General features: G+C 68.2%; 21 protein-coding genes, 1 pseudogene and 1 riboswitch. Of the genes and pseudogenes, 12 read left to right on the top strand and 10 right to left on the bottom strand.

Annotated elements, in window-relative coordinates; all coding sequences use genetic code 11:
* Positions 1-6: 6 nt before the first annotated feature.
* Both GORHZ_RS06005 and GORHZ_RS06000 read right to left on the bottom strand, forming a co-directional pair.
* A complete protein-coding gene (locus GORHZ_RS06005) occupies positions 7-1,032 on the bottom strand; it encodes a glutamate ABC transporter substrate-binding protein (RefSeq protein WP_006331273.1) in 1,026 nt (341 codons plus the stop codon).
* On the bottom strand, positions 1,029-2,474 hold the full coding sequence (locus tag GORHZ_RS06000) for a GlnX family signal transduction membrane protein (RefSeq protein WP_040530370.1): 1,446 nt from the start codon (positions 2,472-2,474) through the stop codon (positions 1,029-1,031). The genes GORHZ_RS06005 and GORHZ_RS06000 overlap by 4 nt, the downstream gene beginning before the upstream one ends.
* A 295-nt stretch (positions 2,475-2,769) precedes the next feature.
* Between GORHZ_RS06000 and GORHZ_RS05995 the strand changes: the two genes are divergently transcribed.
* A complete protein-coding gene (locus GORHZ_RS05995; protein ID WP_006331271.1) occupies positions 2,770-3,252 on the top strand; it encodes an NUDIX hydrolase in 483 nt (160 codons plus the stop codon).
* 8 nt (positions 3,253-3,260) lie between these two features.
* Here the strand turns inward: GORHZ_RS05995 and GORHZ_RS05990 are convergent, their stop codons facing one another.
* Together GORHZ_RS05990 and thiE are read right to left on the bottom strand one after the other, a co-directional pair.
* The gene (locus GORHZ_RS05990; RefSeq protein ID WP_006331270.1) at positions 3,261-3,632 is read right to left on the bottom strand and encodes a 2-isopropylmalate synthase; all 372 of its coding nucleotides are present in this window, start codon (positions 3,630-3,632) and stop codon (positions 3,261-3,263) included.
* Positions 3,633-4,033: 401 nt separating this feature from the next.
* Positions 4,034-4,717 (bottom strand): thiamine phosphate synthase, encoded by a 684-nt coding sequence (gene thiE / locus GORHZ_RS05985; RefSeq protein ID WP_006331269.1) that lies wholly within the window; start codon positions 4,715-4,717, stop codon positions 4,034-4,036.
* Between the two features lie 18 nt (positions 4,718-4,735).
* Positions 4,736-4,849: riboswitch (TPP riboswitch) on the top strand.
* Between thiE and thiO the strand changes: the two genes are divergently transcribed.
* The 3 genes from thiO (at position 4,844) to GORHZ_RS05970 (ending at position 6,919) form a co-directional block, all read left to right on the top strand.
* Complete coding sequence (thiO, locus tag GORHZ_RS05980; RefSeq protein WP_051998770.1) at positions 4,844-5,947, top strand: glycine oxidase ThiO; 1,104 nt, start codon at positions 4,844-4,846, stop codon at positions 5,945-5,947. It overlaps the preceding riboswitch by 6 nt.
* Positions 5,947-6,144 (top strand): sulfur carrier protein ThiS, encoded by a 198-nt coding sequence (gene thiS / locus GORHZ_RS05975; protein WP_040530368.1) that lies wholly within the window; start codon positions 5,947-5,949, stop codon positions 6,142-6,144. The genes thiO and thiS overlap by 1 nt, the downstream gene beginning before the upstream one ends.
* Entirely contained in the window at positions 6,137-6,919 is a 783-nt protein-coding gene (locus GORHZ_RS05970) for a thiazole synthase (protein WP_006331263.1), read from the top strand. Before thiS ends, GORHZ_RS05970 begins: the two co-directional genes overlap by 8 nt.
* A gap of 28 nt (positions 6,920-6,947) precedes the next feature.
* Here GORHZ_RS05970 and GORHZ_RS05965 read toward each other — a convergent pair whose 3' ends face one another.
* Positions 6,948-8,144 (bottom strand): oxygenase MpaB family protein, encoded by a 1,197-nt coding sequence (locus GORHZ_RS05965; RefSeq protein WP_006331259.1) that lies wholly within the window; start codon positions 8,142-8,144, stop codon positions 6,948-6,950.
* A 116-nt stretch (positions 8,145-8,260) separates the two neighbouring features.
* Between GORHZ_RS05965 and GORHZ_RS05960 the strand changes: the two genes are divergently transcribed.
* Both GORHZ_RS05960 and GORHZ_RS05955 read left to right on the top strand, forming a co-directional pair.
* Positions 8,261-8,818, top strand: coding sequence for a TetR/AcrR family transcriptional regulator (locus tag GORHZ_RS05960; RefSeq protein WP_040530365.1), 558 nt, complete (start codon positions 8,261-8,263; stop codon positions 8,816-8,818).
* A 365-nt stretch (positions 8,819-9,183) separates the two neighbouring features.
* The gene (locus GORHZ_RS05955; protein WP_006331256.1) at positions 9,184-10,449 is read left to right on the top strand and encodes an HNH endonuclease signature motif containing protein; all 1,266 of its coding nucleotides are present in this window, start codon (positions 9,184-9,186) and stop codon (positions 10,447-10,449) included.
* 364 nt (positions 10,450-10,813) lie between these two features.
* On the opposite strand, the gene GORHZ_RS05950 is transcribed toward GORHZ_RS05955, so the two are convergent.
* The gene (locus GORHZ_RS05950; protein ID WP_040530403.1) at positions 10,814-11,101 is read right to left on the bottom strand and encodes a DUF1330 domain-containing protein; all 288 of its coding nucleotides are present in this window, start codon (positions 11,099-11,101) and stop codon (positions 10,814-10,816) included.
* 60 nt (positions 11,102-11,161) lie between these two features.
* Between GORHZ_RS05950 and GORHZ_RS05945 the strand changes: the two genes are divergently transcribed.
* The 3 genes and pseudogenes from GORHZ_RS05945 to GORHZ_RS05935 all read left to right on the top strand — a co-directional run bounded on the left by GORHZ_RS05945 (position 11,162) and on the right by GORHZ_RS05935 (position 15,560).
* Positions 11,162-12,109, top strand: coding sequence for an ATP-binding cassette domain-containing protein (locus tag GORHZ_RS05945; RefSeq protein ID WP_006331254.1), 948 nt, complete (start codon positions 11,162-11,164; stop codon positions 12,107-12,109).
* A pseudogene (locus GORHZ_RS05940) lies at positions 12,106-12,856 on the top strand (ABC transporter permease). Before GORHZ_RS05945 ends, GORHZ_RS05940 begins: the two are co-directional and overlap by 4 nt.
* Before the next feature lie 91 nt (positions 12,857-12,947).
* Positions 12,948-15,560, top strand: a complete 2,613-nt coding sequence (locus GORHZ_RS05935; RefSeq protein WP_006331247.1) for a LuxR C-terminal-related transcriptional regulator — start codon at positions 12,948-12,950, stop codon at positions 15,558-15,560.
* Here GORHZ_RS05935 and GORHZ_RS05930 read toward each other — a convergent pair.
* Both GORHZ_RS05930 and GORHZ_RS05925 read right to left on the bottom strand, forming a co-directional pair.
* The gene (locus tag GORHZ_RS05930; RefSeq protein ID WP_006331246.1) at positions 15,538-16,212 is read right to left on the bottom strand and encodes a phosphoribosyltransferase; all 675 of its coding nucleotides are present in this window, start codon (positions 16,210-16,212) and stop codon (positions 15,538-15,540) included. The two genes, GORHZ_RS05935 and GORHZ_RS05930, sit on opposite strands and share 23 nt — an antisense overlap.
* Positions 16,212-16,670 (bottom strand): nuclear transport factor 2 family protein, encoded by a 459-nt coding sequence (locus GORHZ_RS05925; protein ID WP_006331245.1) that lies wholly within the window; start codon positions 16,668-16,670, stop codon positions 16,212-16,214. The genes GORHZ_RS05930 and GORHZ_RS05925 overlap by 1 nt, the downstream gene beginning before the upstream one ends.
* A 107-nt stretch (positions 16,671-16,777) precedes the next feature.
* Between GORHZ_RS05925 and GORHZ_RS05920 the strand changes: the two genes are divergently transcribed.
* On the top strand, positions 16,778-17,650 hold the full coding sequence (locus GORHZ_RS05920) for an SCO6745 family protein (protein ID WP_006331243.1): 873 nt from the start codon (positions 16,778-16,780) through the stop codon (positions 17,648-17,650).
* A 15-nt stretch (positions 17,651-17,665) separates the two neighbouring features.
* Here the strand turns inward: GORHZ_RS05920 and GORHZ_RS05915 are convergent, their stop codons facing one another.
* Positions 17,666-18,736, bottom strand: coding sequence for a hypothetical protein (locus GORHZ_RS05915; RefSeq protein WP_006331242.1), 1,071 nt, complete (start codon positions 18,734-18,736; stop codon positions 17,666-17,668).
* Between the two features lie 259 nt (positions 18,737-18,995).
* Here GORHZ_RS05915 and GORHZ_RS05910 point away from each other — a divergent pair, with 259 nt between their 5' ends.
* Complete coding sequence (locus GORHZ_RS05910; RefSeq protein WP_006331241.1) at positions 18,996-20,141, top strand: ATP-grasp domain-containing protein; 1,146 nt, start codon at positions 18,996-18,998, stop codon at positions 20,139-20,141.
* An 18-nt stretch (positions 20,142-20,159) separates the two neighbouring features.
* Here the strand turns inward: GORHZ_RS05910 and GORHZ_RS05905 are convergent, their stop codons facing one another.
* Positions 20,160-21,566: an amidohydrolase family protein gene (locus tag GORHZ_RS05905; protein WP_006331240.1), complete on the bottom strand. Its 1,407-nt coding sequence runs from the start codon at positions 21,564-21,566 to the stop codon at positions 20,160-20,162.
* A gap of 117 nt (positions 21,567-21,683) precedes the next feature.
* Between GORHZ_RS05905 and GORHZ_RS31220 the strand changes: the two genes are divergently transcribed.
* Entirely contained in the window at positions 21,684-21,860 is a 177-nt protein-coding gene (locus GORHZ_RS31220; RefSeq protein ID WP_006331238.1) for a hypothetical protein, read from the top strand.
* The last annotated feature ends 53 nt before the right edge of the window (positions 21,861-21,913 follow it).

The following is a 21,913-nucleotide window of genomic DNA, read 5'->3' as shown; positions in this document are numbered from 1 at the left end:
TCGTGATCAGTCGCGGTAGACGGGTAGCGGTGGTCCGTTGGTCGGACCCATGATCGACAGCCATCGGTCGTAACTCCGCTGCCACGCGCCGCTGACCCGGAACTGATCCAGGACGCCGTTGACGAAGCGCACCATGTCGTCCTCCCCCTTGGGTATCCCGACCCCGTAGTACTCGTCGCTGAGACGTGGACCGACCAACTCCACCCAGGGATCCTGCTCGGCCAGACCGGCGAGGATGGCGTCGTCGGTGCTCACCGCGTCGACCTGCTTCTGCTGCAGCATCACCAGACAATCGGCCCAGGTGATGGTAGACACCATTCTGGCACGAGGCTGCAGTTGCTGAAGTCGGCCGATTGAAGTGGCACCGCGCGCCGCGCACACCCGTTTGCCGGCCAGGTCCGCGACGCCGGTGATACCGGAATCGCGGGTGGCCAGTATGCGCTGGGAGGCAACGAAATAGGGAGCGGAAAAGGCTACATCCTGGAGTCTGTCGCAGGTGATGCTCATCGTTTTGACCACCACGTCGACGGTGTGGTTCTTGAGTGCCGCTGTGCGTTCGGCCGAGCTGAGGACGCGATACTCGACGGATGTCGGGTTGTCGAAAATGGCCTGCGCGATCGCACGGGCGATGTCCACGTCGAACCCTTGGACATCACCGGTCATGGGATCGCGGAAGCTGAACAGATTGCTGCCGATGTCGAGTCCGACGATCAGCCGGCCGTGCCCGAGGATGCCGGCCATGGTCGAACCCGTCGGCATCTGAGCCGGCTCCGGCATGGGTCCCGGCCGCAGACTCGCCGTCGCGTTGCATGAGTCGGTGCTCGGCGCCGGTTCGTGCGGGACGTCGGTCTCGGCGCCGGTCGGGGTCGGCCGAACCGCGAACGCCACCGGCGCGGGTGACTCCGGTGCCGGGAACTGCACGCATGCGGCGCAGGCCGCGCAGACGACCAGACCGGACAGGACCGCCAGCACGAGGCGCCGCCCCCGCGCGGACCGATCACGCGGGGCGGTGGGGCAAACGAGTCGACTCATCGGTACTCCCTGATCCGGGGTATCAGACCCAACACCACCGCCACCCCGCCGAACAGGGTGAGGATGAGGATGCCGGTCCCGGTGTAGCCGAGCACACGTTGAGCGGTGTTGATGTCGTCGCGGAACGAATTGCGGGTGGTGGTGATGATGTCGGTGAAGGCCCGGTCGAGGTCCTCGTAGGCCTGCGCGGTGGACTCCTTGCCGTCACCGACGGTCAACACCCGGGCGGCGGTGAAGTTGCCCGACTGCATCAGGTCCCGCACCTGCGCGTCACGCTGCTTCCAGTGGTTGAGGACGTAGGTGGCGTTGTACAGCTGGGCGTTCGTGACCGAGCCCGAATCGGAGGCGGTCGCCTTGACCCGGTCGAGGGTTGCCTGGATCTGCGCGGTCGTGTCCATGAACGATTGATCCAGCGCGGTTTGATCCTCACGCCGCGCGAGCGACAGGGTCTCGGCCGACCGGGCCTGCTGGGTGAGGATGCGTGCCGTCGTCAGTTCATGTAGCGGGTCGGCACCCTCGGTACGTGCGTTGCTGGTCGCCGCCACCGACATGAGCCCGGAGGCGAGCAGCCACACCGTGCCCCCGACGGTGGCGACGAGCGCCGCGAGCACCCCGATGTTGAATCGGCGCCGCGTGCGCCGCGAGAGGTAGCGACTGGTCATTACCAGGCCGACGATGACGGAGAACAGCGACACGTAGACACCCCACGGAGGCACGGTCAGCGCGCTCTGCGGGTCCGCGATGGCCATCGACCGCCGGTTGTAAAGGTTCTCGGCGGCGGGCAGGATCGTGTCCTGCATGAGTGCCGACGCCTCACCGAGATACGCCGACCCGATCGGATTGCCGAGCCGGTTGTTGGTCCGAGCGGTCTCGATGAGACCGCTGTAGACCGGGATGCTGGTCGCGAGGGTCTGCAGATCGCGATCGATTTCGCGCTGAGCGGCGGGCGACGGGATGGCCGAGCTGTCCTCGGGTGAGCCGGCCGCGGTGATGAATGCCGTCGCGGCCGTCGCCAGGGCATCCGAGTACCGGACGCGGAGCGCGGGGGATTCCAGACCACCGGAGATGAACGCCGAGTTCGCGGCGGCGTCGGCGATGGACAGTGAACTGTAGAGCACCTGCGAGGCCTCGGCGAGCGGCTCGGTGCGGTTGATCATCTCCTGCAGCGTCTGGGTGCGCTTCTCCAGGATCGTCGACGCATACAGCCCCGTCGCGACGAACGCGACGACCAGGACGATGAGGATGAGGATGAGTTTGCCGGGGCTGGTCACCGCATAGTGACGCAGCGTCGACAACGGCGACTGGGCACGTTCGCGAGTGGCCGTGATGACATCCCGGCGCTCCGACAGCACCTGTCGGATGGGCGGCGCCGACGGGCCAGGGCGGATGGTACGGCCCGCGCGGGTCAGCGCGGTCCGCATGGGCGATACGTCGCCGGTCACCTCTATGACCTTCCCGGATTCTCCATGGTGTCGGCGTCACTTCCCCTCGGACGGTCATGGACGGTGCCGGCGGTCACCGGCTTCTGGGTCACTGTCTCCACCCTGTCTGTCGCGTCACACCTCTCGCTTGTTTCACCTATGTCAACCCTAGTCCTCACCTGTGACGCGGGCTCGCCTTCCGCTGCCGTGTCGGAGCGCCCGCGCTTGCGCGGATCTCCTCTGGCCAGGGTTGCGCACGTCACATACGGTGGATGTGACTGGGGGCGTCCGGGGGGAACCAATGCCAGGAGGCAGAGTGCGCGGAGATGGTGACGGCTGGGTAATCGACCCCGACGGTTCACGCTATTGGGGACGACACGGCGCAGCCGGACTGCTGCTGCGTGCGCCGATGCCCGATGATTCGACCGCGGTGCTACTTCAGCACCGGGCCGTGTGGTCACATCAGGGCGGTACATGGGGACTGCCCGGCGGGGCCCGCGATTCGCACGAGAGTGCCATCGACACCGCGATCCGCGAGGCCGACGAGGAGGCCGGGATTGGCGGTCACGAGTTGCGGGTCGTCGCTGCGCTGGTGACCCATCGGGGGGCATCGGGGTGGACGTACACCACGGTGATCGCGGAAACCGATGAGCCCGTAAACACCGTCGCGAACTTCGAGTCGGCCGAACTCCGCTGGGTTCGGGAGACCGAGGTGTCCACGCTGCCGCTGCATCCCGGATTCGCCGACGCCTGGCCGAGTCTTCGCGACCGAATCACCGCGCTCGATCTGCAGCGCTGACGGGGGGATCACCGCGCGTCGAGCAGCCGATTGGCTCCGGCGACCAGCGCGTTGACCGCAGCCTCTGCCACGGTCTCGCCGTTCCCGAGTGCCCAGCATTGATGATGGTGGTCTTCGCACAGCAGGAACATCGTGATCGCGCCGTCGACCTCTCGCTGATGCAGGCTGACGATCTGCACCGGTGCGCCGATGTCGTGCAGCATCGATGTCATCGCGCCGATCGGGCCGGTCGCCCGTGCCTGCAGCGACATGATCCGATCGGCATAGGCAATGGTCGCGCGGCACGTGACCATGTCCTCGCGGTCGGGCTCCACCGACCACGAACCGAGTCGGATGGTGCCGCTGGGGGTGTATTTGTCGGTGAATCCCTGCCAGCTCATTCCCGATGCCTCCTCGCGCAGGCCCGGGGGAAGCGCGCGCCCGAACCGAGCAGCGAACGGATCCCGGGACGTGTCATACGAGCAGGGTCGGGGCGAGAGATGAAGCGTGTGCATCGTGCGTCTTCGTTTCGGTCGAAGGGAAGATGACCGATGAGCAGACAGCGCAACGACCCCGCAGCGGGGGGTCGGTCGAATCAGACCCCGCTGCGGCGGGTTACGAGGAGGCTCTGCATGCACGACATGATGCCGACCACCATAGACCGGTGTCGCCGGCCGGGGCAAGCGGTTTGCGTCGGGGCCTGCGCTGAAAACCTCACGTGAGGGCCCGGCTGTTGACACTGTGTACGTGCAAGCCTGCTGGTGTGAGGTCTTGAGGGAGCTCTATGGCGCGACGCCGGACCTCAGTCGGCGAGTGCGGACCGCAGCCGAGCCGCCGCCGCCCGCGGATCGTCGGCCGCGGTGATCGCGCGGACCACGACCACACGGGAGGCCCCGGCAGCGGTGACCTCGGGCAAACGGTCGGCGTCGATCCCGCCGATCGCGAACCACGGCTTCGCCGGTGCGAGCGTGGCCGCGGCGCGCACCAACCCGAGCCCGGGCGCGGCCCGGCCCGGCTTCGTCGGTGTCGGCCAGCACGGTCCCGCGCAGAAGTAGTCGACGTCGTCGTCGGCGATCGCCGCCCGCAGCTCGTCGTCGGCATGGGTGGACAGTCCGATGACGACGTCGGGCCCGACGATGCGGCGAGCCAGCGCCACGGGTAGATCGCCCTGACCGACGTGGAGCACGTCCGCGCCCGACAGCGCGGCGATGTCGGCGCGGTCGTTGACCGAGAGCAGAGCGCCATGGCGCTGCGTGAGCTCCCGGAGCGCGGCCAGGATCTCGAGTTCCTCGCCGGCCTCGAGGGCACCGAACGCAGCCTCCCCCGACGACCCCTTGTCGCGCAGCTGCACGATGTCCACACCCCCGTCGAGGGCGGCGTCGACGAACTCGAACAGGTCGCCACGTTCGCGTCGGGCGTCGGTGCACAGGTACAGCCGTGCGGCTTGAAGGCGGTCGAGCGATGGGCGTCGCGATCCGGTCACCACGACGACGCTAGGCTAGGGGACGAGAGACACGGGAGCCCGGGGTACGTCGGGCTGAGAGTGCGGGTCGAGCCCCCGCTGACCGTTGGACCTGATCCGGGTAATGCCGGCGAAGGAAGGATGTCATCGGTGAATGATCCTGATCGACGCGCATCTGGGCGCACGCTGGCTGTCGTGGGTGGCGGTGTCATCGGTTTGACCTGCGCGTTGGCGGCTGCCGACGCGGGTCGCCGGGTCCGCGTGTACGACGCCGGGCACCAGGGGCGGGCGGCATGGGTGGCCGCCGGGATGCTCGGCTCGCTCGGCGAAGGCCATCCCGGTGAGGACGCCCTGCTGCAACTGTCTACGGCGTCGGCGCGTCGCTGGCCTCACCTGGTGGCGCGCCTCGGCGATCCTGCGGTGATGGCCGCGACCGATTCGCTGTTCGTCGCCATGTCTTCGGCTGACGCGCACCATCTGGGTGGCCTGGCCGAGTTCGTGTGGGCGCGACAGCCCCGCGCGCACAACGATCTACGGGCGGTCGACAACGTGGAGATCCGCCGGCTCGAACCCGCGGTGACCTCACGGGTGCACAGCGGATACCTGGCCACCGGGGAAGGAGCGGTGGACAACCGGCGTCTGCTCGATCGGCTGCAGCACGCCGTCCGCCACGCCGGGGCCGAGATCGTCGAGCGCCGTGTCGCCGATCTCGCCGATCTCGCCGATCTCCCCGAGGACGAGGTGCTGGTGGCGGCCGGACTCGGCAGCCGAGAGTTGGTGTCCGAAGTCGCCCTGCATGCGGCGAAAGGGGAGGTGCTGCGGTTGCGGCGCACGAACTGGTCGGTGCCGCCGCCGACCCGCGTGGTCCGCGCGCGCCTGCATGGCCGCGCCGTCTATCTGGTGCCGCGCGCCGACGGGATCGTCGTCGGTGCAACACAATACGAGCCGTATTCGGAGACGAGTACAGCCCCCGAGGTGGGTGGGGTGCTCGACCTGCTCGCCGACGCGACCGAGTTGATGCCCGCTCTGCGGACCTACGAACTCGCCGAGGCCGGCGCGGGGTTTCGGCCCTGCTCACCCGACGGTCTCCCCGTCATTCGGCGCATCGACGAGCGCGTCGTGGTGGCAACCGGCCACGGCCGCAACGGGATTCTGCTGGCCCCCTACACCGCCGACCGGGTGATGGCGCTCTTGGACGGCCACGAGGAGCCCGTGCCGGACATGGGCATGACCAATGAAGGAGTACGCCGATGATGTCGGTGATTGTCAACGGTGAGCACACCCGGCTGGCGCCGGAGTCGTCGGTGGGTGACCTCGTCGCCGTCCTGGAGTTGCCCGATCGCGGGATCGCCGTCGCGGTCGACGGCGAGGTGGTGCCACGTGGCCGGTGGGATCGTCTGCTGCACAACGATGCTCGCATCGAGATCGTGACGGCGGTGCAGGGTGGCTAACGTCATCGAGACCGTCGACGCGCCGCTGCGCATCGCCGACCGGGAACTGACATCGCGGCTGATCATGGGCACCGGCGGGGTGGCCAACCTCGCCGTCCTCGAACGCGCACTTGTGGCCTCGGGGACCGAACTCACCACCGTCGCGCTCCGGCGTGTCAGCCCCGAGTCCCGCACCGGGATGGTGGAACTTCTGCGTCGGCTCGACATCGCGATCCTGCCCAACACCGCCGGAGCTCACACCACCGCCGAGGCCGTTCTCACCGCGCAGCTCGCCCGGGAGGCGATCGAAACGCCCTGGGTGAAGCTGGAAGTCGTGGCCGATGACCGAACGTTGCTGCCGGACCCGGTCGAGTTGCTCGATGCGGCGCGGGCGTTGGTCGACGACGGTTTCGTCGTGCTCGCCTACACCAACGACGACCCGGTACTCGCCGCGCGGCTGCAGGACCTCGGGGTCGCGGCGGTGATGCCGCTCGGATCGCCGATCGGCACCGGCCTGGGGATCGCCAATCCGCACAATATCGAGATGATCGTCGCCGACGCACAGGTGCCGGTCATCCTCGACGCCGGGATCGGCACCGCGAGCGACGCCGCGCTCGCCATGGAACTGGGTTGCGATGCAGTGCTTCTCGCGTCGGCGGTGACCCGCGCCGACGATCCGGAACGGATGGCGGCGGCGATGCGGCACGCGGTGGCTGCCGGTCGACTGGCCGCCGGGGCCGGACGGATACCGAAGCGGTTCTGGGCGCGGGCATCCTCGCCGGCACCGCAGTTCTAGTGGTGCCGGTCTTCCCGGCGCCCATGGGTCAGTGCGCCGGTGCCGGCACGGGAGACGGTGCGTCGTCGACGAGTTCGTGGTTGACGCCGTAGGTGGCGCGCATGCGGGTCATCTCGACGTCTCTGGCCCGATAGCCGCGCCGCGAAACCCGTTGGGCACCACCGAGAAGTACGATCCGTGCCCGACCGAACGTCGTCATCACCGGTTCGGCGAGGCGGATCACGTGCTTGAGTCGCGTGTCCGGGATGTGCAGGGCGTCGGCGTCGTCGTCGCCGAGGAACACCCGCTGCAGTCCGTTCATCAACCCCGCCGCGACGGCGTGGCGGAGCCGTTGCGGACCGGCCAGCACGGCCGAGAGTTCCGGGATGATGTAGTCGTCGGTGAGGGCGGTGACGAACTCGCGATCGGATTCGTCGGGACCGGGTGAGGTGAGCCGGTAGAGCTCCTCGATACGGATGTGATCGGCGGCGTCGACGGGGTTGAGGTCGGGCTCCATGCCGATGACGTGTCCGACGTAGCGCCAGAGATGATAGATCGCGTCGAGCTCGTCCTCGGAGAACCGCACGCCGAGGCGTGCCATCGCGTCGAGCGCGATGTGACCGAACTCGGCCATCGTGAATGCCATGTACGGCTGTGGGATCGGCACACCCCACGCCGGCTCGTCCCAGGTGCCGAGGCGATACATGGCGCTGCGGACGTGGGCGTGGATCAGCCGGACGCGGACGGTGTAGGCGAACCCGGCTCCGTCGCGGCGCATCCCGCCGGGCGTGATCACATGCCGCAGCCATTCGCCGACCTCGACGGACCGCACGGCCGGCATCGTCGTGTACCGCCCGGTCAGCACCAGGGGCTTGCCGGCGATGCTGTTGCCCGCACCGCGCAGGAGTGAGGCCGCGCCGAGCACGATCCCGAGGGCGGCGGTGTGGCGGATCAGCGCGTCGGCGGCGCGGTCGAGCCGCGCGTGATCGACCCAGTTCGGTTCGTCGTCGAGGAAGGCGAACAGCTCGACCAGCGAGGTCGGCGCATCGTCGACGGCGGAGATGCCGTGCTCCAGTGCGGTGCGGACGGCCGCGGTGGCCGACGACCCGGGGAATTCGTCGAGGACGACCGCGTCGGCCAGGCGATCACCCGACCACATCGATGACACCCAGACCTCACCCGCGACCGGGTAGCGGGCGATCGCGATGTCGGTGTTGATCAGTTCCCTCGGGGCTGCAGACTCCACGATGACAGTGAAACACGAGGAATCCTCACTTACTATTCACTTTTATGGCCGGTTCTCCTCGACGTCCCGCCGGCTCGCGCACGCGGGCCCGGCCGCAGCAAGATCGCAGTGTTGACATGCGACGACGACTCCTCGCCGCGGCCGTCGAGATGCTGCGTCGTCGCCCTGGACGACGCCCGACATCACAAGAGATCGCCGACCACGCTCACGTCAGCATCGGGACCGTGTACCGGTATTTCGCCGATGTCGACGCGATCATCGAGGAGTTGCGCGCCGATGCGGTCCGCGACATCACCACCACCCTGGCCACCGGCGTCGGCCGGGCCATGGACGCCGAGCCGAGCGCGGCGATGGTGATCATCGTCGAGACGCTGACGGGTGCCTTCGAGAAGCACGATCCGGTGCTCCGCGTCGCAACGTCGACAGCGGAGGCCGAATTCGGCGAGGCCTGGGCCGAGGTGGAGGAACCCCTGATACCCCTCGCACGCATCCTGCCGGCGCGACTACGACCCGACCTCGACGAGCGTGCGCTGGACGACCTGGTCTTTCTCACGATGGGTGCGACGGCGAACCTGTGTCTGCGGATCGCGCTCCTGCGGCCGGCCACGGCCGATCGGCCTGCGCTGATCGCGACGGCGGCGCGGATGTTGCTGGCGGCGCTCGACCCGGCGTGACATCTCTCGATCCCTGGCAGGGTCCGCGGCTTCTCGGGACCCCGGATGGCCGCCGGTATCCTTGCCGCACTGCGCAATTCGGCACCGAGTATCCTGTCCTACCTGCACGGTATGATGAGCGATTGAGCTGCTCTCGTCTGACGAAAACCTTTGCAGTGCTGTGAAATCGATTCGATTTGGGCATTGCGTTCGACGTGTCACAGATGGTGGCGTTGACGATCTGGATCTTCGGGTTCTCGACGCTGGTGGCGAGGCTGATCATTTCCGGTGTTCCGCCTTGGCAAACCAAATCCTATGACAGGCAGGGTGTTACGGGTTTCATCCTGGCCTGTGGATAACCCGCCGCAGCGGCAAAATTCGCACAGATGTTCGATTACTATGGGGGCATGCCGATCGATAACCTGCTCCCCACCGTCCGTGACCTGACCATCACCTCCGACGCCACCGGCCGCGAGGTGTACGAGACCACCAAGATCCTGATGGGGCTGCGGAACGTGGTCGACCATCAACTCGCCGTGCACGCCGGCGCGCTGGACCGGTTGGGGATGGCCCGTCAGACCGGCGGGAAGACGCGTGCCCTGTTGACCGAGATGGGTGCCGCACCCACGGCGGCGGATCGGTGGCTGCGGATCGCCGCCGCGTTGACCACCCTGGAGCGGGTCGCGGCGTATTCGGGGGATGGGGTCTTCTCCTCAGAACACGTCGACGCGCTGGTCCGCGGGATGGCCCATATCGAGAAACGGTCGCCGGAACCGTTGAGTGAGGTGTCGCGGATCGAGCACCAACTCGCCCTGATCGCCCAGGCGTTTGCCGGGGCCACCCCACGCCAGGTGCTCGACACCGCCCGCAGCATCGGCAACCAGATCGCCGACGACCAGGGTGGTGTCCCGGCCGGTGAGGACCGCACCATCAACGAGTGGACTAGCACGCCCACCGACGACGGACGGTTGGAGGTCTCGGCGAATCTGGACATCGTGATCGGGGAGAAACTGGTGTCGGCCATCGAATCCCTGGCCGGTAAACGCCCCGAACCCGACGGGTCCGAGGATGCCCGCAGCACTGGGCAGCGCCGCGCCGACGCGTTGGAGATGATCCTGGACGCCGCCGCCCGCGCCGCCGAGTCCGGGGTCACCGATCTGGTGGCGGCCCCGAAAACGCACCTCAATCTGACCGTCCCGGCCGACACCCCCGATGCCGCGGCGTTGCAGTGGCTGGGCCCGATCTCGCAGACCCTGGCGAAAACGCTGTCCTGTGATGCCACGGTGACCGCGATCATCGTCGACGGCGAGAAGGTGCCGTTGGACATGGGACACCCGCAGCGCCTGTTCACTCATCATCAACGCAGAGCGTTGATCGTCCGCGACCAGTGTTGTGTCAAATGTGGTGCGGCAGCAGGATATACGCAGTGTCACCACGTGCGGCATTGGGCTGATGGGGGTCCCACCGACCTGGACAACGGCTGCCTACTGTGCACCTCGTGTCACGCCCAGATCCACGCCTCCGGCTGGGACATCGTCATGGGCTCCGACCGGCATCCCTGGCTGCTCCCGCCGGTGGAGCAGGACCCGAACCGCACCCCGATCCCCGCCTACAACCGCCGCACCATGCACCTCGACGACATCGCCGCCTGACCCCAGGCCCTGATCCCAGGCCCTGATCCCAGGCCCTGCCCGAGCATGACCGAGCACACCTGACCGGCAGCATCTTTCGAATCACCTGACCAGCCACCCGGGAACTCCCCGGACGCACGTTCCTTGAAAACTCCACAGTGTGAAAGAAGGTGGCGGCCCGGTGGGCCCGCCGGAGTCACAGCCGGCGGGCTCGCCCAGCCGCCGCGTCGCCCAGCGTTGAGAGGGAGGCCGGCCCCGAACTCCGCGCGTGAGCGGGGTACCCACACGCCGGTGTCGATGGCGGCCCGGTGATGCGACGTCTACAGGGTCCGTTGCGCTCATAGGGCGCCCCCGACCAGCGAGCGCGGGAGATACCGCTCGTTCCTCAGACGGAATCGACTCGCCAGACCTCGGTGCGGGCGACACATGCGTCGCGGCGATACGCCATCGCCACCCGGCGCGGATCGGTCATGTAGGCGTCGAACGCGGACTGGTCTGTGAACTCGATGACCTGGGTTTCTGTGGGGTGGTCTGCGGCGTCGATGTTGCGCACACGTGTCAGGACCCGACCTCGATGCTCGGCGACGAGCCGCAGCACATCGTCCTCGTAGTGGTGCAGTTGAGACTCTCGGTCGTCGACCGACCACAGCAGCACGGCAAGGGTGACAGACACACGATCCACGGTACGTCGCGCGAGTTCACTGAGGTCTCGCGAGTTCACTAAGGTCGAGTCATGTTGCGAGTCGAGAACCTCACGAAGGTCTTCGGCCAGGTCCGTGCCGTCGACAACCTCACCTTCGAGGTGCGCCCCGGTGTGGTGACCGGCTTCCTCGGGCCCAACGGTGCGGGCAAATCCACGACGATGCGCGTGATCCTGGGACTCGACCGCCCCACCGCGGGCACCGCGACGATCAACGGACGGCCGTATCGGGACCTCGATCACCCACTGCGGCAGGTGGGCGCGCTGCTCGATGCGCGGTGGGTGCACCCCAATCGCAGTGCCCGTTCCCACCTGCGCTGGATGGCGGCGTCCAACGGTATCCCCAAGCGGCGGGTCGACGAGGTCCTCGACCTCGTGGGGCTCTCGACGGTGGCGACGAAGCGGGCGGGCGGCTTCTCGCTCGGCATGTCGCAGCGACTCGGCCTGGCCGGCGCGCTCCTCGGCGATCCGCACACCTTCCTGTTCGACGAACCGGTCAACGGCCTCGACCCCGAGGGCATCGTCTGGATCCGGGGATTCATGCGTCACCTTGCCGCCGAGGGCCGCACCGTCCTCGTATCGAGCCATCTGCTGAACGAGATGTCGGTGACCGCCGACCATCTCGTCGTGATCGGGCAGGGTCGCCTCATCGCGGACTGCTCGGTCACCGAGTTCACCGGCCACGCGTCGAGCAGCGTCCGGGTCCGCAGCCCCCGGCTGCCCGAGCTGCACCGGGTACTCGCCGAGGCGGGCCTGGCGGTCACCCCGAACATCGGGCCCGACGGCAGGCCGTTCCTGTCGGTCGCCGATACGACGACCGAACACGTCGGTGACCTCGCCGCCTGGGCCGGCATCGCGCTACACGAACTGGCCTCCACCGGTGCGTCTTTGGAGGAAGTGTTCATGGCGATGACCGCGGGTGCGGTCCAGTATCACGGCGGGACAGATCATCCGCCGCAGATCGCGGGAGGGCCGCGATGATCACGGCGATGAACGCCGAGCGCATCAAGCTGATGTCCACCCGCTCGCCCTACTGGTGTGTCGCGATCGTCGTCGTCCTCGCGCTCGGCGTCGCACTGGTAATCGGCTCGGTCACCGGACCGATCGCCACGTCGCCCGGAGAGGCGGCGTGGAGCGCGCTCGTGGGGATCAACGCGTTCGGGGTGCTGGTCCTGATGATCATGGCGGTGCTCGCGGTGACGAGCGAATACCGCTTCGGCACCATCCGGACCACCTTCCAGGCGGTGCCGAACCGGTCGACGGTGCTGGCGGCCAAGGCCGCAGTATTCGGTGGGCTCGCGTTCGCGGTGACCCTGATCCTGAGTCTGGTCGCCCTGGCGGTGGTCCGGCTGATGGGTGGAGCGGGCACCGGCATCGACCTCACCGATCCCGGGGTGTGGCGGCAGATCTGGGGTACACCGGTGCTCGCCGTGCTCTATGTCGTCATCGGGCTCGGGGTCGGGGCGGATCGTCCGGCACACCGCCGGTGCGATCGTCATCGTGCTGATCTGGAATCTGGCGGTCGAATCGATCCTGTCGATCCTGCCCAAGGTCGGCCCGCACGTCGCGCCGTTCCTGCCGTTCGCCAACGGCAGCCGATTCCTCAACGACACCACCGGCGTCGCGTCCTACCACTGGAATGCCTATGGTTCGCTGGTCTATTTCGCGCTCTTCGCCGCCGCGATCCTGGGCTTCGGGATCGTGGTGACCGAGCGTCGCGATGCGTGACGCCGACGGCGAACATCCGCCGTGCGGTGGGATGCGGCGTAGCGCGGTCAGGGTAATGCCCCCGTTCACATCGGGGTACTAAAATCCTTCCATGTCCACCAACTGGCCTCTGGTCGAGCGCGAGGAGGAGTTCCGCATCATCGCGGCCACCCTGCGCGGCGAGACGGCGGCGTGCGGCGTTGTCCTGACCGGTGATTCGGGTGTGGGCAAGACGACGCTGGCGCGCCATGTGACCGCGGGCCTGCACGGCGGGGTCCGTTGGGTCGCGGGTACCGAATCCGCCCGCAGCATCCCGCTCGGTGTCTTCGCGCATCTGGTCGGCTCGGCGACGACGAGCGATCCGGTGACCTACCTCGCGGCGGCTCGGGAATCCCTGCTCGCGGAGGGCGACATCGTCATCGGTGTCGACGACGCCCACCTGCTCGACGAGCTCTCGGCCACCCTGCTGCATCAGCTCGCCATCGACCGGGCGGTGCACATCGTCGCGACCGTGCGCAGCGGCGAGACGGTCCCGGACGCGGTGACCTCCCTGTGGAAGGACAACCACCTCACCCGGCTCACGTTGTCGCCGTTCACGAAACAGCAGAGCGTCGAACTCATCGAGACGGTGCTCGGCGGTCAGCTCGAAGGCCTGTCGGCGGATCTGATGTGGGAGGCCTCCGGCGGCAACGCCCTGTTCCTGCGTCATCTGGTGGAGGGCGCCCGTCAGGCCGAGACGTTGCGCCAGGTCAACGGGGTATGGCAGTTGCGCGGTCGGGCAGCCATCACCTCCGAGCTCGCATCGCTGCTCGAGAGCCGTATCGAGCAACTCGACGACGCAGTGCTGACGGTGCTGAAGTACTTGGCGCTGTGTGAACCCCTCGACATCGACATCCTCGCCGACCTCGCCGGTGAGGAGGCGGTGGAGGCTGCCGAGATCGCCGGTCTGGTCCGCATCGTCCGGGACGGCCGGCGGTTGAACGTCCGCTACAACCACCCGTTGTTCGGTGAGGTCATCCGCCACCGGCTCGGCCTCGCGTCGTCGCGGCGCCTGCGTGGGCGGCTGGTGAAAGCGCTGCAGGCGCAGGGCACCGATACCCCCGCGGAACGCATCCGGCTCGCTGACCTCGCGCTGGAGAGCGATGTCGCGGTGGATTCGGCGTTGATGAGTGCGGCGGCCCGGGACGCCCTCGCATTCGCGAATGCCCCGCTCGGGGAACGGTTCGCGCGCGCGGCCGTCGCGGAGGGAACGGGCGGTCTGGCGGCCGCCGAACCGCTGGCGCGGTCGCTGATGTGGCAGGGGAACGCGGACGAGGCCGATGCCGTGTTGACCGCGTTCTCTCCCGCCGATCTGACCGAGCTGGAACTGGTCCTCTGGGGCGGAATGCGATTCGCCACGCTGTTGTGGGCGCTCGGGGACGCAGATCGGGCCGACGACGTCCTCGCGATGCTGCAGGAGAAGATCAGCGACCCCACCCTCGCACTCGTCGTCAAGGGCTTCGCGTCGGTCCGCGCCATCTTCGACAACCGCGTCCAGGACGCGATCACGCTTTCCGACGAGGTGCTCGAATCGCCGCATCCGTCGCCCTGGGCCGTCGAATGGGCGGTCTTTGGCGGCACCCTGTCACGGGCGGTGTGCGGACGAGGGTACGAGGTCGCCGCGCTGGCGGCTCGGGCACGTGTCGCGGAGCAGTCCACCGACGGGCTGCTCCGGTTCCCTGCCGGCCTGGGTGAGATCCTCGCACTCACCCTCACCGGGCAGCTCGATGAAGCCGGGGTGCGTGCCGACCGCTACGTGGAGTTCTCCAACGTCGGTCAGTATCTGGGATGGGGGATGGCCGGGATCCTCGTCTCCGTGGTGGAACTCGCCCACGGTGACAGTGCAGCGGTCGCCCGCCGCATGCAGCAGACGCTGGCGTCTCTGGACAGTGGTCGTGCCGCGGAATCGTGGAACTATCCGGCCCGCGTCTACCTGGTGCAGGCGCTGTCCGCCACCGGACGCACCGCACCGGCCGAACGCGCGCTGCGCAAGGCGCAGGCCCGGTTCGGACGTCACATCGCGGTCTTCGGTCCCATGCTCACCATCGCGCGGTCGTGGCAGGAGGCGGCCTCCGGCACAGTGTCGGTGGCCGTGCAGACGGCGCTGGCGGCGGCCGCAGAGGCCCGAGACTCGGGGCAGTTCGCGATCGAGGCCGAGGCGCTGCACACGGCAGCCCGGTTCTCCGATGCCTCGGTGGCAGAGCGGCTGTCCGAACTGGCTGCGCAGATCGACGGACCGCTGGCGGGGCTCTACGCCCGCCACGCCCGAGCCCTCGAGGTCGGAGACGGGGTCGAACTCGACTTGTGCGCCGGCGAATTCGAGCGGCTCGGCTACCTCTTGTCGGCCGCCGACTCGGCGGCGCAGGCCAGCCTGCTGCATGAGGCCGCGGAGAGTCGCTCGGCGACGGTGGCATCGGCCGCTCTCGCGAATCGTCTCGCGGCGCAGTGCGGTGGGCTGCAGACCCCGGCACTGGTCGAGGCGGCGCAACCACTTCCGTTGACGACACGGGAGCGTGAGATCGCGAACCTGGTGGCCGCAGGCCTGTCGAACAAGGAGATCGCCGAGCGGTTGACGGTCTCGGTGCGGACCGTCGAGGGCCACATCTACCGGGCGTGCACCAAACTCGACGTCGCCGACCGCGCCGAGCTCGCGGCATTGCTGCTCAGGTCGAACGCAGGCACCTGACGACCTCCTCGTCGTCGACCTGCCGGAAATCGCGGTAGTACAGGCCGACCGCGTGGAAGGGCTCCGGCGTGATCACGCAGACGACCGCGTCGACCGCGGGGTCGTCTGCGAACCGGCTCAGCGTGTCGGCGGGGGCGGTGGGTACCGCGACCACGATGGCCGCGGCACCGGCTGCATGCGCCGCGCGCACCGCCACCGCCATCGTCGAACCGGTGGCCATCCCGTCATCGACGAGGACGACCGTGCGGCCGGCGATCGGGACCGGCTCACGCCCTTCTCGATAGCGGGCCTCTCGTGCGGCGCGGACCTGCTCCTCACGATCGGCGATCTGCTGGAATCGCTCCGGGGAGACGCCGAGCCGGTGTGGCATGTCGTCGTTGACGACGACCTCCCCGGCCGCGAGCGCACCCATCGCGAACTCGGGCTGTCCGGGTGCACCGATCTTGCGGACCACCAGCGCGTCGAGCGGCGCTCCGAGGACCTCGGCGACCTCGCGGGCGACGGGGACACCGCCGCGGGCGAGGCCGAGGACCAGGACGCGGTCCGCCACCGGGGTCTCACCGTCGGTGATCAGGGGCAGCGCGCGTAATTCGGCGGCCAGCGCGATGCCGGCCGTGCGACGATTCTCGAAGTCCTGTGGATGGTGTCTCATCACGGCTCCTCGGTCAGGATGGCCGGCCCCACGTCGAGCGCGAAACTCGGCAGGTCATCGAGGCTGAGTTTCGCCTCGTAGGTGCGGTCGTAGCCGGTGGCGCTGATCCGCCAGCCGTCGGCGGTGCGTCGGTAGCGGTCGGTGTAGAACGCCGCCCCGAAGAGCATGAAGGAGAACTCCGGCGCGATCACGCGGTCCTGCAGATACCAGCGCCCGGCGGCGGTGTCGTCGTCGACGGTGATCTCCGGGTGCCCGACGCGGTGTTCGGTGACGATCCCCGGACCCACCGACGCGCGCATGAACCCCACGAGGTCGTCGCGGTTGGTGAACGACAGGCTCGCGCCGTAGTTGCCGGTGACGTCGGCGGTGAGTGTGTCGGCGAAGGCGTCCCAGTTCTTGGTGTCGAGTGCGCGCAGATACCGGTACTTGAGGGTTTTGATCTCCTCGAGGTCGTTCATGGGTCCACATCTACCGGCTCGCGCATCGTCGCGGGTCGAAACGCCCGTCGTCGAGCCATCTCCCGGTGCGGTTGACACACCCGCGCACTGCCCGCGAGTGTGAACCCATGACCTCGATCGCCGCCGGCACCGCCCGCAAGGCCTACGAAACTCTCGAACCACTCCACGTTCTCGTCTACTTCAACCCCGGTCTGCGGGCGGCGCAGGCCGACACCGGACTCGATGCGCGCGCGTTCTACGTCGGCGCCCGTGCCGCGCCGATGGGCCCCTGCCACCCGACCGTGGTCACCTCCGCGTTCTTCAACTTCGCCCCGGACCTGATCACCGCGGCCTGGACGGCCGCCTGCCGCGTCGGTCTCGACACGATCGCCGAACGACGTTTCGTCATGCTGGACGAGCAGTTGCGGCAGATCCTGGCCGACCGGATCGAGAATCCGGAGATCATCGAGCTGGCCAAACGCTATGCCGAGATCGCCGCGGATCTGCCGCTGGGCGGTCGGCCGCTGGCGGCGGCCTGGGCCGCGGACACGGCCCCCGACGACCCGCATCTCGCGTTGTGGCACGCCATCTCGATCCTGCGGGAGTGGCGTGGTGACAACCACATCGCCGTGCTGGTCAACCGGGGTCTCGACGGCCTCGACGCGGTCACCTTCCACGAGGCGCAGCTACCGGACCCGACGATCCGTCGCCGGGTTCTCGGCCGTAAGCTGGTCCAGATCACCCGTGGCTGGTCCGACGACGCGTGGGACGCCTCAGTGCAGCGCCTCGCCGCCCGCGGACTCGTCACCGACGGCGACTCAGGACATCGTCTGACCGATGCGGGCCTCGAACTGTACCGGGCCGTCGAAGCGGATACCGACGCACTCTGCGCGCCGGCGTGGTCGGGATCGGGCGCCGACGATCTGCTCGATCGGACCCGGCCCTACGTGAAGGCGATCATCGACGCCGGGATTCTCCCGGGGACCCGCACGAAGCGCTGACCGCGACCGGCCGGCTCAGCGGTCGCGCCGGTCGGAGGTCGGTTTGTTCGGGGTCGCTTCCTGCTCGTGCCGGGCCTGCCGCTCCCAGGCCGCCTGGCCGAACAGGGCGTTGCCCCAGCTCGCGGTGTCGATGGCGCGGGTGTCGTCGGGCGCCTCCATACGGCCCCGCCGCCACCCGCCCTTCTGCGGCGGCGCCTCGCCGAAGTGGTCGGGGTCGCCAGAGCCGTACCAGGCCACCAGCACGGCGCCGATGACCGCGCCGACGAAGCCGACGATCGCCAGCCACCCGAGCCCCGGCTTCGCGGTGTCGTCGAGAAACAGCACCCCGACAAGGCTGGGGCCCGCGGTCTCGCCGACGACGAGGACCGCGGTGACGCCGTTGACCGCGCCGACCTGCAACGCGACGGTCTGGACGAAGAACCCGGTGGCTCCGGCGACCGCGATACTCCACGCTGCGGGGTCGGTGATCAGTTCGACGGGCTCGAACGGATCGACGCCGTCGAGGATCCGCACCGAGATCGCGATCATGCCGAACAACAGCCCGGCGGCCGCCCCACCGGCGATCGCGGCATGTCTGCCGAGGCGGTACACACAGATCAGGGCGAGTCCGCTGAGTCCGAGCGTGGCGACGAACAGTTCCCAGTGGAACGTCGCGCTCTCGCCGCCGCCGGTGTGATACGCCGACGACAGGCCGAGCAGACACAGCGACAACACGACGAGCCAGATGGAGATCCAGTCCCGGGTGTGCAGGGCGATGTTGAGCAGGATGGTGCCCAACAGCGCGGTGACCACGAGATTCGCCGACACGATCGTCTGGGACAGGAACAGCGGCAGGAACCGGGCGGCCACGGCGCCGCCGGCGAAACCCAGCACCACCATGACGGTGCCGAGGATGAAGGCCGGGTCGAGGATGGTGGACACCGTGGACCGTAGCGACGGCCCGCCCACCGCATTGGTCTGCTCGGTCTCCTCGCCCTCCTCGCGGGCCGTCATCGCCACCCGACGGGCCCCGAGCGCGCGCAGGACCGTCGACATTCCGTAGGCGACGGCGGCGAGACATGCTGCGATCACCCCGATCAAGAACATCTCACGCACCTCCGAACCCGACTCGGGCCACCCGACCTGGACCGACTCCCACCCCGTCGTGACGTCGCATCGCGATCCGGGCCGATGTCCACGAGCGGCGTCGCCCGCGAGTTCGACCAGTCGGCCCTGGTCATCGCATACATCAAGATTGTCCAACGTTCCCGCTCGGCGGGCTATTCCATTTCCGGTGTGTGGAATTGCGCACCGGGGTTCGGCTCCTACACTCGGCCGGGTGGGGAGTTCCGAACGTAGACACGTGATGATCACCTTCGGGCGGTCGTTCCTGACGCTCGACCTTGCGCGGCTCATGTCGGCCGCCGGACATAGGGTGACCATCGTCGACAGCGTCCCGATCGGGATCACCAGGTTCTCCCACGCCGCCGACGCCTTTCACCGTGTCCCCGCACCGAAATTCGAGCCGCGCGCCTACTGTCATGCGCTGGCGCGCATCGTTGCCGACGAGCACATCGACATGGTCATCCCGATGCATGAGGAGACCGACGTCCTGTCGATGATGACCGACATCTTCCCGCCGACGTGTGAGTTGTTCCTCTCCGACTTCGAGACCGAGAACAGCCTGCACAACAAGTTCGAGTTCCAGGAGTTGTTGGCGGCGCGCGGATTTCCCACGCTGAAGTATGCGCAGGTGCGTGGACCCGGCGATGTTGCGACACTCGACTTCGATGACCCGTTCGCCCTCAAGGAGTGCTACTCACGCGGATCGCAACAGGTACACAAGGTCACGCCCGGAGAGGCGCTCGACTGGGTCGACCACGACCCGATCAATCCGTGGCTCGCCCAGGAATGGGTGCACGGCGACAAGTACTGCACCTACTCGATCTGCCGAGAGGGGAAGATCTTCGCGCACGCCACCTATCCGGTCGACTACGCCATCGACGGCAGCTCCTGCCTGAACTTCCGGTCGGTGCGCCACGACGGCATCGTCGAGTGGGTCAGCGAGTTCGTGGCCGACCAGAACTTCACCGGGCAGGTCGGATTCGACTTCATCGAGGTTCCGCAGCGCGGGCTGTACTCCATCGAATGCAACCCCCGCGCCACCAGCGGCATCATGATGTTCTCGCCCGCCGATCGGGTCGACCGGGCGTTCTTCGGGGAGAACACGGAGCTGATCACCCCGGACCCGGAGGTGAACAAGATGATCGGTCTGGGGATGCTGCTCTACGGCTGGCGGAAATCGTCGCGCGGGCACCACACCCTGCGCGGGTTCGTCCGCGATTTCCGCGCCTCGCAGGATGTGGTCAGCGAACCCGGCGATCGGCGACCAGCGATCCTGCTGCCGGTGGCCTACGCAGGAATCCTGCGCAGTTGCCTGCGATATCGCGTGGGCCTTGCCGAGGGCTTCATGTACGACCATGAGTGGGACGGCCTGCGCATCGCCGAGTAGGCCACCCGGCGCGCCGCGTCACACCCCGACCTGGGCGCCCCGCACATAGACCTCGGTGATGGCGGGCTCGCGGAGACCCATGAGCAGGGCGAACAGGATCTGGTCGCGGGCGACGACGTCGTCGTCGGCGCGAATGCCGTGGCGCAGGAGGGAATCCAACGGCGCCCACCGATCAGGTTGGATGACAAGGAAATCTGCCTCCTTGCCGACGTCGAAGTTGCCGAAGCGGTCCTCCATGTCCAGCGCGCGTGCGCCGGCGAGCGTACCCGTGAACAACAATTCGGCCGGGTGAAGCGAGACGCTGTCCTCGCCGGGCTCGGACAGGTGCACCTTGAACGCGTCGGAGAGCACTCGCGAGATCAGCCACTCGTCACCCGCGCCGACGTCGGTGCCCGCGGCGACGGTGACCCCGGCGGCGAGCGTCCGTTTCCACGGCATCGTGCCCGAGCCCAGGAACAACTGCGAGACAGGGCAATGCGCGATCGACGTGCCGGTCTCGGCCATCCGGGCCAACTCGGTGTCGCTGCAGTGCACCGCATGCGCCATGATGGTGCGGCGACCCAGCAGACTCGACCCGCCGACGCGCCCGCCGGGCAGGAACCGGCCGTCGTAGGTGTCGAGGTAGGCGTCGACCTCGAAAGTCTTTTTCACCGAATCGATCTCACCCGTTCCCGGGCGATTGTTCTCGTTCAGGTGGGTGTGGACGTACACGCCGCGAGCGCGGACCCCGTCGTAGAGCTCGCCCAGCGCAGCCAGTGTCTCGGTGGTGACCGACAACGAGAACCGCGGCACGATCGCCGTCTGCAGCAGCGCCGTCGACGGATCACCGGAATCGGCCGCATGCCAACGATCGATCTCCGAGGCGGTGAGGGTGATCGCATCGCTCTCCGAGGTCAACAGCGGTGCCGATGACTCGGAACCGACGGTCTGAATACCGCGGCCGCTCACGATCCGCAGTCCCGATCGCTGAGTCTCGGCGAACAACGCGTCCTGAGCGTGCGGAAAGGCCGAACCGAACACCATCGCCGCCGTGGTCCCCGCCGCGACACGACGGGCCGTGAAATCCCGTGCGATCCGGGTCGCGAACTCCGGGTCGGCCAGGCGCGCCTCGGCCGGGAAGATGCAGTTGTCGAGCCACTCCAGGAGCTGCCCACCGCCGTAGGCGTCGAGCGAGTAGGTCTGCGGGAAGTGGATGTGCGTGTCGACGAAGCCGGGGAGCAGAAATCCGTCCCCGTGATCGTTGATCACTTCGTCGTGCCCGTCCTGCGGAGTCGGGCGATGATCCCGCGGACCGCAGTAGCTGACGACGCCGTCGTCGTCGATGACCAGCGCGCCGTCGGGAATCCAGACCAGCGCTGCGGCCGCGTCGGACGCCTCGGGGCGGCCGGCGACATGGAAGATCCGGCCGAGATGGGTGGTGCTCATCCGACCACGTAAGCACAGGTCGGCGCCGTCGGCCCGCTGAGAGAATGGACGGTCGGCGATAGACTTGGCCGCGACATCGGTGCGGGAGGTCCCGGTGCGGGCGGAATGGAGTGGACGATGAAGCGCAGATTCTCTTTGGCCGTCGCCAGTGCGGCCGTGGTGGCCTCGGTGGGTGCCGTGGCCGCGCCGGCGGCGAGCGCCGCGCCACTCGGACGCCACGAGGTGTTCAACGTCGGTTCGCTGTCGTTCTGTTTCCACTTTCCGATCGGCCCGGTGACCATCACGATCTGCTGACAGCAGGGCGCGGGCACACCAAATGCCCTGGGCACACCCAAAAGCCCACCCTC

The sequence above is a fragment of the Gordonia rhizosphera NBRC 16068 genome (assembly GCF_000298195.1).
GTDB lineage: Bacteria > Actinomycetota > Actinomycetes > Mycobacteriales > Mycobacteriaceae > Gordonia > Gordonia rhizosphera.
The sequence above is the reverse complement of the archived record's forward strand: the minus strand, read 5'-3'. Positions and strand labels throughout refer to the sequence as shown.

Bases quoted from the DNA above. Each gene is read 5' to 3' on its own strand.
- GORHZ_RS05915 (WP_006331242.1), bottom strand. From the start codon at position 18,736: ATGTTCTTGATCGGGGTGATCGCAGCATGTCTCGCCGCCGTCGCCTAC.
- thiS (WP_040530368.1), top strand. From the start codon at position 5,947: ATGTCGGTGATTGTCAACGGTGAGCACACCCGGCTGGCGCCGGAGTCG.
- GORHZ_RS05930 (WP_006331246.1), bottom strand. From the start codon at position 16,212: ATGAGACACCATCCACAGGACTTCGAGAATCGTCGCACGGCCGGCATC.
- GORHZ_RS05960 (WP_040530365.1), top strand. From the start codon at position 8,261: ATGCGACGACGACTCCTCGCCGCGGCCGTCGAGATGCTGCGTCGTCGC.
- GORHZ_RS05935 (WP_006331247.1), top strand. From the start codon at position 12,948: ATGTCCACCAACTGGCCTCTGGTCGAGCGCGAGGAGGAGTTCCGCATC.
- GORHZ_RS05905 (WP_006331240.1), bottom strand. From the start codon at position 21,566: ATGAGCACCACCCATCTCGGCCGGATCTTCCATGTCGCCGGCCGCCCC.
- GORHZ_RS05910 (WP_006331241.1), top strand. From the start codon at position 18,996: ATGATCACCTTCGGGCGGTCGTTCCTGACGCTCGACCTTGCGCGGCTC.
- GORHZ_RS05925 (WP_006331245.1), bottom strand. From the start codon at position 16,670: ATGAACGACCTCGAGGAGATCAAAACCCTCAAGTACCGGTATCTGCGC.
- GORHZ_RS31220 (WP_006331238.1), top strand. From the start codon at position 21,684: ATGAAGCGCAGATTCTCTTTGGCCGTCGCCAGTGCGGCCGTGGTGGCC.
- GORHZ_RS05945 (WP_006331254.1), top strand. From the start codon at position 11,162: ATGTTGCGAGTCGAGAACCTCACGAAGGTCTTCGGCCAGGTCCGTGCC.
- GORHZ_RS05955 (WP_006331256.1), top strand. From the start codon at position 9,184: ATGTTCGATTACTATGGGGGCATGCCGATCGATAACCTGCTCCCCACC.
- GORHZ_RS06005 (WP_006331273.1), bottom strand. From the start codon at position 1,032: ATGAGTCGACTCGTTTGCCCCACCGCCCCGCGTGATCGGTCCGCGCGG.
- GORHZ_RS05990 (WP_006331270.1), bottom strand. From the start codon at position 3,632: ATGAGCTGGCAGGGATTCACCGACAAATACACCCCCAGCGGCACCATC.
- GORHZ_RS05920 (WP_006331243.1), top strand. From the start codon at position 16,778: ATGACCTCGATCGCCGCCGGCACCGCCCGCAAGGCCTACGAAACTCTC.